This window comes from Corynebacterium lipophiloflavum DSM 44291, assembly GCF_000159635.1.
Taxonomy (GTDB): Bacteria; Actinomycetota; Actinomycetes; order Mycobacteriales; family Mycobacteriaceae; genus Corynebacterium; species Corynebacterium lipophiloflavum.
On sequence record NZ_GG667200.1, the window covers coordinates 1 to 12,044 of the forward strand.

At 63.8% G+C, this 12,044-nt stretch carries 12 protein-coding genes and 1 pseudogene; 8 read left to right on the plus strand and 5 right to left on the minus strand.

Going from position 1 to position 12,044, the window contains the following annotated elements; translation table 11 throughout:
• Positions 1–176: 176 nt before the first annotated feature.
• The gene (locus tag HMPREF0298_RS10840; RefSeq protein WP_040423196.1) at positions 177–551 is read right to left on the minus strand and encodes a GntR family transcriptional regulator; all 375 of its coding nucleotides are present in this window, start codon (positions 549–551) and stop codon (positions 177–179) included.
• Positions 552–765: 214 nt separating this feature from the next.
• On the opposite strand from HMPREF0298_RS10840, the gene HMPREF0298_RS10845 reads away from it, so the two are divergent.
• Positions 766–1,980, plus strand: a complete 1,215-nt coding sequence (locus HMPREF0298_RS10845) for an NYN domain-containing protein (protein ID WP_006841238.1) — start codon at positions 766–768, stop codon at positions 1,978–1,980.
• A 62-nt stretch (positions 1,981–2,042) separates the two neighbouring features.
• Here the strand turns inward: HMPREF0298_RS10845 and HMPREF0298_RS10850 are convergent, their stop codons facing one another.
• Together HMPREF0298_RS10850 and trxA are read right to left on the minus strand one after the other, a co-directional pair.
• Positions 2,043–2,837 carry a PspA/IM30 family protein gene (locus tag HMPREF0298_RS10850; RefSeq protein WP_040423197.1) on the minus strand — a complete coding sequence of 265 codons (795 nt, stop codon included), beginning with the start codon at positions 2,835–2,837 and terminating at the stop codon, positions 2,043–2,045.
• A 109-nt stretch (positions 2,838–2,946) separates the two neighbouring features.
• Positions 2,947–3,318 (minus strand): thioredoxin, encoded by a 372-nt coding sequence (trxA, locus tag HMPREF0298_RS10855; protein WP_006841240.1) that lies wholly within the window; start codon positions 3,316–3,318, stop codon positions 2,947–2,949.
• A gap of 139 nt (positions 3,319–3,457) precedes the next feature.
• On the opposite strand from trxA, the gene HMPREF0298_RS10860 reads away from it, so the two are divergent.
• From HMPREF0298_RS10860 to HMPREF0298_RS10870, 3 genes and pseudogenes are all read left to right on the plus strand, one after another.
• Positions 3,458–3,658 carry a heavy-metal-associated domain-containing protein gene (locus tag HMPREF0298_RS10860; protein WP_006841241.1) on the plus strand — a complete coding sequence of 67 codons (201 nt, stop codon included), beginning with the start codon at positions 3,458–3,460 and terminating at the stop codon, positions 3,656–3,658.
• Between the two features lie 38 nt (positions 3,659–3,696).
• Positions 3,697–5,847 (plus strand): annotated as a pseudogene (locus HMPREF0298_RS10865) (heavy metal translocating P-type ATPase).
• 201 nt (positions 5,848–6,048) lie between these two features.
• Entirely contained in the window at positions 6,049–7,251 is a 1,203-nt protein-coding gene (locus tag HMPREF0298_RS10870; protein WP_006841245.1) for an MFS transporter, read from the plus strand.
• On the opposite strand, the gene HMPREF0298_RS10875 is transcribed toward HMPREF0298_RS10870, so the two are convergent.
• Both HMPREF0298_RS10875 and dnaB read right to left on the minus strand, forming a co-directional pair.
• The gene (locus HMPREF0298_RS10875) at positions 7,248–7,439 is read right to left on the minus strand and encodes a hypothetical protein (protein WP_006841246.1); all 192 of its coding nucleotides are present in this window, start codon (positions 7,437–7,439) and stop codon (positions 7,248–7,250) included. The genes HMPREF0298_RS10870 and HMPREF0298_RS10875 overlap by 4 nt on opposite strands.
• Positions 7,440–7,523: 84 nt before the next feature.
• A complete protein-coding gene (dnaB, locus tag HMPREF0298_RS10880) occupies positions 7,524–9,020 on the minus strand; it encodes a replicative DNA helicase (protein ID WP_006841247.1) in 1,497 nt (498 codons plus the stop codon).
• A 456-nt stretch (positions 9,021–9,476) separates the two neighbouring features.
• Here dnaB and HMPREF0298_RS12825 point away from each other — a divergent pair, with 456 nt between their 5' ends.
• The 4 genes from HMPREF0298_RS12825 to HMPREF0298_RS10895 are packed head-to-tail and all read left to right on the plus strand — an operon-like array spanning position 9,477 to position 11,963.
• On the plus strand, positions 9,477–10,037 hold the full coding sequence (locus tag HMPREF0298_RS12825; protein ID WP_006841248.1) for an alcohol dehydrogenase catalytic domain-containing protein: 561 nt from the start codon (positions 9,477–9,479) through the stop codon (positions 10,035–10,037).
• 52 nt (positions 10,038–10,089) lie between these two features.
• Positions 10,090–10,524 carry a zinc-binding dehydrogenase gene (locus HMPREF0298_RS12830; RefSeq protein ID WP_006841249.1) on the plus strand — a complete coding sequence of 145 codons (435 nt, stop codon included), beginning with the start codon at positions 10,090–10,092 and terminating at the stop codon, positions 10,522–10,524.
• A 24-nt stretch (positions 10,525–10,548) separates the two neighbouring features.
• Positions 10,549–11,247 carry an AAA family ATPase gene (locus HMPREF0298_RS10890; protein ID WP_040423213.1) on the plus strand — a complete coding sequence of 233 codons (699 nt, stop codon included), beginning with the start codon at positions 10,549–10,551 and terminating at the stop codon, positions 11,245–11,247.
• The gene (locus HMPREF0298_RS10895; RefSeq protein WP_006841251.1) at positions 11,244–11,963 is read left to right on the plus strand and encodes an AAA family ATPase; all 720 of its coding nucleotides are present in this window, start codon (positions 11,244–11,246) and stop codon (positions 11,961–11,963) included. Before HMPREF0298_RS10890 ends, HMPREF0298_RS10895 begins: the two co-directional genes overlap by 4 nt.
• Positions 11,964–12,044 lie beyond the last annotated feature (81 nt).

Here is a 12,044-nt window from a genome sequence, read left to right on the forward strand (position 1 = left end):
GCACACCCAACCAGCCGCGACACAAATCGCAACCAATCAAAGGAGGCACCAGCGGTAGTTTTCCTGTCCGCCATCTCACCAAGAAACCATCTCGGCGGGGCGTTGTCGGTCTCGCTGACCCACACAAAGTTACACACCCCCACAACCAAGCACAAACCCCCAGGCAAAACAGGGTTTTAACGATACATGCCACGGCTTGCCGCAACGCGGCCAACGAGGTCTCTCAAGTCGTCGGCGGAGTACCCCAGGCGCAGCGCTTCATCAATCATGGGCGCGATGAAATCGCCGGCGAATCCCTCGCGACGCTGCGCAAGGATCACCTCCCGAGCCTGCGGAGTGACGAACATTCCCACGCCCCGTCGCTTCTCCAACACGCCGTCGTCGACAAGCAAGCTCAAGCCTTTTCGCGCGGTGGCGGGATTGATTTCGTGAAACGTTGCGAGCTCGTTGATAGAGGGCGCTCGCTGTCCGGGCTTTACAGAGCCCTCCATGATGAGGTCTTGAATGAAGGTGGCCACCTGCGCGTAAAGCGGCTCGATATCCAGGTTCACAAGCACCTCGCTTCGCCCAAGGTTAGTTAGTTGACTAACTAACCATACCGCGTTGGAACGAATCCGTTCGGTTATTCGTTGAGAAGGTACAACCAGCTGCAAATTCCACATCCGCCCAGTTCACGGCATGCGCCGTGACTAGTGGGACATGGATAAGGCACACTGGGAGTGGACAAATACAGATTTAGAACCAAAGATTCGGAATTTAGGAGCCATGCTTGAACGCACACTGGTGTTCGTCGACACTTCTTATCTACTCGCAAGTTTTTACAACTCGTGGGAAATCGGCGCTCGCGCACAGTTAGAAATCGACCTACCGGAGGTGGTCTCCACCCTTGGTGCGATGATCACCCACCAACTCCATCAACCAATCCACCGGCAGTACTGGTACGACGGGATCCCCGACTCGGGCCCGCACCGCTACCAGCGCGCTCTGCGCACATGCGATGGCGTGCAACTGCGGACCGGGCAGCTCATCGAGTGGGGTGAGCGACGTACGCAAAAGGGCGTCGATACGCGCCTCGTCGCAGACCTCGTCGTCAACGCTTCTCGCCAGCAGTTCACGGACTTCGTCCTGCTTTCGGGCGACGCGGACATGATCCCGGGGGTAGAGGAAGCGACGGGCTTCGGTGTCCGCGTGCACCTCTACGGGTTCGGCTGGGATTCGATGTCAACCGCGCTGCGCCATTCCTGCGACTCGACAACCATCCTCGATCCCCGCGAAGATTTCGCGGACGCCATGCAGCTTCAGGTCCTCGAGGGCCCGTTGCCGCCCATCATCCGCGAGCGCCCGCTTAACGACGCCGAGCCGATCGACGGCGACCTCGGCCCCACGGTCGTCCCCGGATTCGCGCCAGACCCCTTGCAACACGACGAGGAGATGCCCGAAGAGCAGGCCAAACCCGTCGAACAGCCGGTGGAGACGCCGGCCACTGAAGTCGAGGAGCCGACCGACCGCTCCGCACCGGACCCTTGCGACGAGCCCTCCGAGGCCGAGGTCGAGGCAACCAACGAGTCCAACAAGCCCGGTGGCCGCAGGCAGCCGGACGGCCCGTCGCCGCTCGACGTCGCGAGCAGCTCGACGAAACCCACCCCGAAGCCGTCGATGATGGCGCCACGTCGCAAGCTGCGGTCGCGCTACGTCCCGCTCCCTGAGGAGGTGTGGACGTCCGCCGGGTTCCAAACGCCGTTTGAGGTGGGCCAACAGTACGCGACGTGGTGGTACGACAACGCCGCCTCCGCCGAGCAGCGCGACAAAGCCCACGTCCTATCCGGCGGCGGGTTGCCCCCCGAGATCGACCGGCCACTTCTGCAGTTCGCGTGCGAAACCCTGCACGAATACACGCTCAGCGAACACCAGCGCGTCAACCTGCGCGATGGTTTTCACTCCGGAATACGCGGAGTGCTGCTGAGCATTCACCGCCGCTAGGGCACTAGGGCACGAAAAAGCGGGTCTGACGGAAGAAATCACCGCCAGACCCGCTTTTCGCTCTATTTCGGCTCGTCGCCCTTTTCGACGTCGCCCTTTTCGGCATCAACTTCGGCCGCTGGCGCCTCGATCTGCGGCGTGCCCATAGAGGCGCGGATTTCTGCGAGACGGCTGGAGGCGGCGATGTCGCTGCCGGCGGATTCGATTTCCGCGACGCGATCCGTCATGGAGCCCTTCGCCAGCTCCTGAGCGCCGAGCGCATCCGCGTAACGACGCTCGATCTTGTCGCGCACTCCATCGAGCGTCGGCACGTTGTCGTTGCCGCCGAACTGGTTCACCGAATCCATGGCAGAAACGGTCTGCTCCTGCATCTTCGCCTGGTTCAGCTGCGACTCAAGCTGCGAAACCTGTCCTAGCTGCTCCTGGAGCCGCGCCTCCGATTCCTTCTGCTTCTGCTGCGCCTCGGACGCGGCCTGCTCGGCGGCGGCGTGGGCCTGCTTCGTCTGCTCCAGATCCTGCTCGACGGAAACCAGCTGGGAGGCGATGACCTCCGCGGTGTCGTTGTACTGCTGGGCCTTCTCGGCGTCACCCTCGGCGGATGCCTTGTCCGCAGCCTGGAGCGCGGTGCGCGCCTTCTGCTGCAGGTCCTCCTGAGATTTGAGCAGGCGTTCAAGCTTCATCTGCAGCTGGTTACGGTTGCCGATAATGCTCGCCGCGTGCTGGCTAAGCTCCGCGTGCTGCTTCTTCGCACCCTCGACGGCCTGCTGGATCTGGACCTTCGGATCCGCGTTCTCATCAATCTTGGTGTCGAAGGACTGCATCAAGTACTTCCAGCCCTTGCTGAACGGGTTTGCCATGGCTATCAATCCTTTCATCGGTAGCTAACAGGGTCCTAGTCTACGCAAAAAAGCGCACCCACCACGTTGTCGGTGGGTGCGCTCGGGCTTGCAAGTGGCCGCTTGGCAGTTACGCCTGATTGTTGTTCTGCTCGGCGATCTGGCGGCGGACCTCGTCCATATCAAGAGCCTGCACCTGGCTGACAAGGTCCTCGAACGCTGCCGGGGGCAGAGCACCGGACTGGCGGAAGACCATGATGCCGTCACGAAACGCCATCAGGGTGGGGATCGCCTGGATCTCCAGCGCTGCCGCGATCTGCGGGTTTGCCTCAGTGTCCAGCTTGGCAAAGGTGGCGTCCGGGTGCGCCTCGGAGACCTTCTCGAAGGTCGGGGCGAACGCCTTGCAGGGCCCGCACCATTCCGCCCACGCGTCGACGATAACGGTTCCCTCAGCGGAAACGGTCTGCTCGAAAGTGTCCTCGGTGACGTCGATGGTTGCCATGAAAGTGTCTCCTTAAAAGGTTGGTTTGTCTGAACGTGTCAGTTCACTTGGTTCCAACCCTAACAACCACGTCGGTATTCCCGGTTACCATGGCAGTCACGTAACACCGATACAGGATCAGCGAAAGGGTTTAAGAGCAATGGCAGTTCGCCAGTTCAACGTAGAGGGAATGACCTGTGGCCACTGCGAGGCCAGCGTTAAGGAAGAAGTGCTTGAGGTCGCCGGCGTCACCGGCGCCACGGTGGATCACTCCACCGGGGTGCTCGAGGTGACGGGCGAGGGTTTTTCTGCGGAGGAGATCTCCAAGGCCGTGCACGAGGCCGGGTATTCGCTGGCCTAGTCCTTGAGCCATACCCCCAGGGGTATAGGGTAAGTGGTATGACCGCCCCGAATCTCCCAGCCCTCGAGCACCTCCAGCTCGGCGTAACAGGCATGACCTGCACGTCGTGCTCCTCGCGCGTGCAGCGCAAGCTGAACAAGCTCGACGGCGTCGAGGCGACAGTCAACTAATCCACCGAAATCGCCACGGTCGACTTCGACCCCTCCAAGGCGGATACGGAGACGCTGATCAGCACCATCCGCGGCGCAGGCTACGACGCGTTCGCGATGAGCGCCGAGGCGAGGCCCGATGAGGTCGAGGGGGCGTCGTCAAGCGATGCCCGCGATGACGCGCGCGAGCGCTCGGCGGCCCAGCTGCGGTTTACCGTGATTTGGTGCGCGATCATCTCGCTGGCGGTGATGCTCGTCTCCATGATCCCGGCCTGGCAGTTTCTCAACTGGCAGTGGGCGGCGTTAGCCGCAACGACTTTGGTGTTTTTCGCAGGTGGCGCGGTCTTCCACCGCAACACCCTGATAAACCTGCGCCACGGCACGACCACGATGGACACACTGATCACGCTCGGCACGTCCGCGGCCTACCTGTGGTCGGTGTGGGCTCTATTCTTCGGCAACGCCGGCGAACCCGGGATGAGGATGGAGATGAGCCTGCTCCCGGGCGGGGCGCACTCGGCGATGGATCAGATCTACCTGGAGACCGTCTGCGTTGTCATCACGTTCCTCCTGCTCGGGCGGTGGTTCGAGGTCAGGGCGAAGGGGCGGTCCTCGCAGGCGCTGCGCGACCTTCTGAGCATGGGCGCAAAGGATGCGGCCGTGCTCAAAGACGGCGCTGAGGTGCGTATTCCCGCCGACCAGCTCGCCGTCGGCGACCGCTTCGTGGTCCGGCCCGGCGAGAAGATTCCCACGGACGGCCGGGTCATTTCCGGGTGCTCGGCCGTGGACGAATCCATGCTCACCGGCGAATCCGTCCCCGTTGAAGTCGCCGAGGGCGACGACGTCACCGGTCGAGCGGCTCGTTGATCGCATCTCGCGCGTCTTCGTACCCACAGTCATCGCCATCGCCGCGATCTCGCTGATCGCCCACCTCGTTGCCGGCCGCGACACGGTGGAGGCCTTCACCGCCGCGGTGGCCGTGCTCATCATCGCCTGCCCCTGCGCGCTCGGACTGGCCACCCCGACGGCAATCCTGGTGGGCACCGGCCGCGGCGCCCAGCTTGGATTGCTGATCAAAGGCCCCGAGGTGTTGGAATCGACCCGCCGGGTAGACACCATCGTGCTGGACAAAACCGGAACGATCACCACCGGCGACATGGGGCTCGACCGCGTCACCGCCGCACCCGGGTGGGAGGAAGCCGACGTGCTCTCTCTCGCCGCGGCGGTGGAGGCGGGTTCCGAGCACCCCATTGCGCGCGCGATTGTCGACGCCGCCGGCCCGGTCGCCACGGCGACGTCGTTTAGCAACGAGGCGGGGTACGGGGTGAGCGCGCGTGTCGACGCCCGCACCGTGCGCGTCGGGCGCCCTGCACACGGCGCCGCCACGCTAGGCGCCCTGGAGCCGGCGTTTCGCGCCGCGCAGGATGCGGGGGCAACCGCCGTCGTGGTCGAAGTCGACGGTGAGGTCGCCGGGATCATCTCGGTGCGCGTCGCCTCCAAGCCAAGTTCCGCCGCCGCGATCGCGCAGTTGCGCGAGCTCGGCTTAGAGCCGCACATGCTCACCGGTGACAACGCCGGTGCTACCCGCGCCGTGGCAGCAGAGGTCGGGATCGCCCCCGCCTCCGTGACCGCCGGAGTGATGCCAGAGGGCAAGGTCACCGCCGTCAAGGAGCTCCAGGCCGCCGGCCGGCGCGTCGCCATGGTCGGCGACGGTGTCAACGACGCAGCGGCCCTCGCGCAGGCGGACCTCGGACTTTCCATGGGGCCGGGGCCGACGTGGCCATCGAAGCCTCCGACATCACCGTCATGCACGACTCCCTCGTCGCTATCGTTGACGCGATCAGGCTCTCGCGCCGCACTTTGGGCACGATCAAGGGAAACCTCTTCTGGGCGTTCGCCTACAACGTGGTGCTCATCCCGATCGCTGCTGCCGGGTTCCTTAACCCCATGCTCGCGGGAATCGCCATGGCGTTTTCGTCCGTGTTTGTCGTGGCCAACTCGCTGCGCCTGCGCCGCTTTCGTTCTGTATCGGTCACGTAACGCGCCGCCTCGTCGATGCGTCGGTCACAAGCGCAGAGACCCTCGCATGCGCGTGTAGCATGACCGTCCGTGACTTCTGTAACACCAGACCACACCACCCCAGGCGACGTCAGCCGCGCCGAACGGCTCGACCGCCTGCCCGTCACGCCGAAGCACCGACGCCTGCTCGTCGGATCCGGCATCGGTTGGGCGCTCGATGCGATGGACATCGGGTTAGTTTCCTTCATCATCGCAGCACTTGCCGTGCACTGGGGCCTAGACAGGACCACGACGTCGTGGATCGCGTCCATCGGCTTCATCGGGATGGCCATCGGTGCCACCCTCGGGGGCCTGCTCGCTGACAAGTTTGGGCGTCGCCAAGTTTTCGCCGCAACCCTGCTCATCTACGGCATCGCTACGGGTGCGTCCGCCCTCGCCACATCGGTGGGCGTGCTTATGGTGTTGCGCTTCGTTGTCGGGCTGGGCCTCGGCGGGGAACTGCCCGTGGCCTCGACGCTGGTCAGCGAGTTCTCACCGCGGCGCGTGCGCGGACGCATGGTGGTGTTGCTCGAGGCCTTCTGGGCCGTGGGCTGGATCGCCGCAGCGATCATCGGCACCTTCGTCGTCGCCCGCGGGGAAGACGGCTGGCGCTGGGGCCTTGCCCTTGGTGCGGTTCCGGCCATCTACGCCATCGTCGTCCGCCTCGGGTTGCCGGAATCCGTGCGTTTCCTCGAGTCACAGGGCCGCCACGACGAGGCAGAGGCGATCGTGCAGTCGTTTGAAGCGCAGACTTCGCCTGAACACTATGACTCCGCGCCCACCACCGCTCCGGAGACGGTGCACGGTGGGATCTGGGGCCCAACGCTGCGCGGGCGCACCCTGTCGTTCTGGATCGTCTGGTTCTGCGTCTCGCTCGCCTACTACGGCGCGTTCATCTGGATCCCCTCGCTCCTGGTAGCGCAGGGCTTCACCCTAGTGAAATCCTTCACCTTCACGCTGATCATCACCATCGCCCAGCTACCCGGCTACGCTGCCGCTGCCTGGCTGATCGAAGTGTGGGGACGACGCAAAACGCTGGCAGGGTTCCTTGCAGGCTCGGCGGTCTCGGCGGTGCTCTACGGGCTCGCATCAGCCGAGTGGCAGATCATCGCCGCCGGCTGCATGCTATCGTACTTCAACCTCGGCGCTTGGGGCGCGCTCTACGCCATCGGCCCGGAGCTCTACCCCACGGCGGTACGCGCCACGGGCACCGGCGCAGGAGCCGCCTTCGGGCGCATCGGTTCGATCATTGCCCCCCTGATCGTTCCGCTGCTTTTAGATTTGAGCGGGCCGATCGCGGTGTTCAGCGTGTTCGCGGCGGCGTTTGCCATCGCGTGTATCGCGGCGTTTACGCTGCCGGAGCAGCGCGGCCGCGCGTTGAGCTAGCTAAACAGGCCCTTGATGCGCTGGCCCAAACCTCGACGGCTTGGCACGGCCTCATCAAGCGCATCGATGTCACGGGGCAGGTTGAACAACACCGTGGAGTTGCCGGTGTCGGCGACGGTGATGGTGTCGTCGAGGCTGGCGACCGTGCGTGCGCACGGTTCGGAGGCGTTGATGCGCCGCACAGTCATTGCTTTCTCCTTCGCGTGAGAGCCTTCTACGAGCACCCAGAATAAAACAGTTCTCCGCCCCTGTCACCGCAGGTTAGCCTTTGCTTAGTAAGCGGATGACCCCATCGCCTCCGTGGCCATATTGACAAACCTGGAGTAGTGCAGCTGGTGCGCCACCGCGATCGTCGCAATCGGCCCGCCGCGGTGCTTGGCCACAATGATGTCCGCTTCGCCGACGCGCTCGTCGTCAGGCGACTGCGAGTCCGGCCGGTAGAGCAAAAAGACCATGTCGGCGTCCTGCTCCAGCGAGCCGGATTCACGTAGGTCAGCGAGCTGGGGGCGCTTGTCCGTGCGCGCCTCGGGGCCGCGGTTGAGCTGCGAAATAGCGATCACGGGGACCTCAAGCTCCTTAGCTAGGAGTTTGAGCTGGCGGGAGAACTCCGAGACCTCCTGCTGGCGCGATTCCACCTTGCGCCCGGAGCTCATCAGCTGCAGGTAGTCGAGCACGATGAGGTCGAGCCCATGCTGCTGTTTCAACTTGCGGGCCTTGGTGCGGATCTCCATCATCGTCAGGTTCGGGGAGTCATCGATAAATAGCGGCGCGTCCTGGATCTCGGAAAGCCGGGTGGTCAGCTTCTCCCAGTGATGCTCCTCCATCCGCCCTGAGCGCATGGACGCAAGGGGGATTTCGGTCTCCGCCGACAGCATGCGCATGATGATCTCGGAGGCGCTCATTTCCAGCGAGAAGATAACGGATGTCTTGCCCTGGCTGATCGAGCAGGAACGCATGAAGTCCAAGGCGAGAGTCGATTTACCCACACCGGGTCGGGCGGCAATGATGATCATCTGCCCCGCGTGCAGGCCGTTGGTCAAATTATCGAGGTCGATGAAGCCGGTGGGCACGCCCAGTTCAAGACCGCCACCGCTGGCTATCGAGGTCAGCTCGTCGATGGTCGGCTTCAGCAGCTGCGAAAGCACCTTGTAATCCTCGGAGGCTTCCTTCCGCGACACATTGAAGATCTCCTGCTGAGCGCGATCGACGAGGGCCTCGACCTCCATGCCCTCCTCGCCCTCGTAGCCTAGCTGGACGACGTTCGTACCGGCGTTGACCAGCTGGCGCAGCAGGGACTTCTCCGCCACGATCTCGGCGTAGTAGCGAGCGTTCGCCGCCGTGGGAACCTCGGAGATGAGGGTGTGCAGGTACGGCGCGCCGCCGACCCTCTCCAGCTGGTTGAGCCTGTCGAGCTGACCCGCGACAATGAGGACGTCGATGTTGGCGCCGCCCGAAAAGAGCTGCAGAATCGCGGTGAAGATCAGCTGGTGGGCAGGAAAGTAGAAATCCTCGGCCCGCAACTCGTTGGAGACCTCGATGATGGTGTCGGGGCTCAGCAGCATCGCACCGATAACGCCGCGTTCGGCGCGCTCGTCGTGCGGCGGCTGGCGGTACTCTCGCAGGTCGTCTCGCGAGCGGTTGAAGTTCGACCCGCCGCGGTAACGGCTCGACCCGCCGCGGGGAGAGCCAGCGGGCTCATCCTCGGGCTCTGGGGGGATCACGAAATCATCGACATCATCGAAGCTCGCGGCCCCGTCACCTGCTGCCATCGCGCACCTTCCCTAACGTTTGGTTGAACCGGCCCTGATCTTACAGCCCGTTGACGACAGCCCCGACCGGGCGCGGGCCAGACGTTTAATTATCCACAGGGGCTGTGCACAACGTCGGCGTCGTTCAGGTCGGGATCCACACGCAGGACAAATGCTTGTGGACAACGTGTGGATAGCCACCTCCCCCTCCTGCAGGTTTATCTCAAAACACTAGGTCACCTGATATATATGCACGATCGTGCGGGAGCGTGCCAATAGTGGATAACCCGCCCACCTGCTGGTTTGACAGGGCGTCGACAAGCAGCTAATTCCGCCGAGACTACTGCGGACCCGCCCCTTATCCACAGGCCTGCAGGTTGAAGCGGGCGTTAATGAAAGCCGCTTTCACCTGGGTTTTTTCAATACGGTTGGGAGTGTGCAAATCATTTTGTACACAAACAAAGATGGGAGTTAGACATGAAAGCCGTCCGCCACATCGGATACCACACGTTCCCCGAAATCAAAGACGTGGACAAACCCACCCCGGGTCCCGGAGAGGTCCTCTTGAAAGTAGCCGGCGCGGGTGCGTGCCACTCGGACGTCGCCATCTTCCACGAGTTCGACGAGGGCCTGAATCCGCAAATGGATCCCGAGTTCACCCTCGGGCACGAAAATACGGGCTGGGCTGAGGATCTCGGTGAGGGAGTTTCCGGCATCGAGCCCGGTGCCGCATACCTCGTTTACGGCCCCGTCGGTTGTGGTATCTGCCGCGCCTGCACCCGCGGCCAGGATACCTACTGCGAGAATGCCACCGAAATGGACTATGCCGGAATCGGCCTTGGGCGCGATGGAGGCATGGCCGAGTACGTCGTCGTCCCGGCGCGCAACCTCGTGCCACTCGGCGATGCCGACCCCATCAACGCCGCCCCGCTTGCCGACGCCGCGCTGACGCCCTACCACGCCATCAAACTTGCTCTTCCCAAGCTCAACGCGGTGGCAAGTACGCGCTCGTCATCGGGCTCGGCGGGCTGGGCCTGATCGGTGTGCAAATCCTGAAAGCACTGACCGCGCCACCATCATCGCCACCGACATGAAGGAAGACGCGATGGCGCAGGCCGAGGAGCTCGGCGCGATCACCGTGCCCGGCGGTGAAGGCCAGGTCGAGCGGATCCGCGAGATTACGGGCGGTAAAGGTGTCAATGCGGCGTTCGACTTCGTCGGCGTCGGTGCAACCGTGACCACAGCGATGCGCTCCGTGGCCCGCCAGGGTCGCGTCACCATCGTCGGCATCGGCAATTTGTCGCCCTATGAGTGGGCGTTTTTGAGCACGCCCTACGAAGCGGAGCTGGTCAACACCTACTGGGGAACCGTCGAGGAACTCCACGAGGTCGTCGACATGTACAAAGCGGGCCAGATTGTGCCGCAGGTAACCACCTACCCGCTGGACCGGGCGCTCGAGGCCTACCAGGCGCTGGTGGACGGCGAGATCTCCGGACGCGCGGTAGTCGTCCCGCACCCCGCGTAGAGCACACGCTCTACAATGGGCGCCATGTTCGTGGACAAGGTGCGTGTCGCCAGCAATCCTGGCGGCTACCTGTCCACCCTCGCGGTCGTTCGCTCGCTAATCGACGCCCCCGTGCAGCTCACCTCCCCAATTACCATCTTTACCGGTGACAACGGTGCCGGGAAATCCACCCTCATCGAGGCGATCGCGGTAGCGGTTGGCGCCAACCCGGAGGGCGGGTCACGCAACGCGCGGTTTTCCACGGTGGCAACCTCCGTCTCTTCCCTCTGGCGGCACCTGGTGATCACCCGGTCGCTCAACCCGAAAGACGTCTACTTCTTGCGCGGGGAGACCTACGCGCAGCTCGCCGACTATCATGCATCGCTAGCCCTCGACCCGCTCGCGCACATCACGCGGCTGAGCCACGGGCAAGGGTTGATGCACATCTTTCGCGAGCGCTGCGGCCCGGATTCGCTGCTGATCCTCGACGAGCCGGAGGACGGGCTTTCCATGTTCGCCCAACTCGAGCTGCTCGGCATCATGTACCACCTCGCCGCCACGGGCGCGCAGATCATCATGTCCACCCACTCGCCCGTGCTGCTCGGGATTCCGGGCGCGAACCTGCGTGAAGTCGGCCCCGAGGGTATCACCTCAGTCGTATTCGATGAGACCGAGTCCGTGCGCGCGTGGGAGGAATTCATCACCGACCCCGTGGGCACGGCGCAGTTTATGGTGCAGCCATGACCGCCGGCCCCTTTATCCAGGCCCTGTGCATGCGCGCGGAACCGGTGGCGCAGCCGTGGCTATTCGACGTTCCCGCGGTCAAACACCTGCGCGAGCTCGGGCGACTCGAGCTCGCCCAGCCCGTCACGGTGATCACCGGCGACAACGGCGTGGGCAAATCGACGCTGCTCAACGCGATTGCGCGCGGGTACGGCTATTCTGTCATCGGTGGCACGTACGGCAACGGCGCACCCGGTCCGCGAGATCCGCTCTACCGCGCCGTGCGCCTCGAGTGCTCGGTGCGGCCCAAACAGGGATACTTTCTGCGCGGGGATACGCACTTCGGGCAAGCGACCAGACTGGGCAACGACGGGCCAGGGTTGAAGAACCTGCACCACATGTCACACGGAGAATCAATCCTTGAAATGGTCGAAGCCTTCATCCCGGACGGCGTGTACCTGCTTGACGAGCCCGAGGCTGGCTTGTCCGCCGTGCGCCAGCTCGCGCTTTTGTCCCACCTTCACTCGCTCGCGGAACAGGGCGCGCAGATAGTCGTGGTCACCCACTCACCCATCCTGCTGGCAATCCCGGGCGCGCACCTGATCGAGATCAAGCACGACGAACTTGTCGACGGCGCCGAGCTCGAACGCACCGACGCGCTGCGCGCCATGCGCGATTGGCTAGCGGACCCGGTCGGTGTGGCCCAGTTCATGATTGACGTCACGGCGGCGTCGTAAAGCAAGAAAGCGCGGGCCCCACTCCTCACAAGTGGGGCCCGCGCTTAAAATGCTGTTGTCGCTGGACCGCGAAAGCTGTGC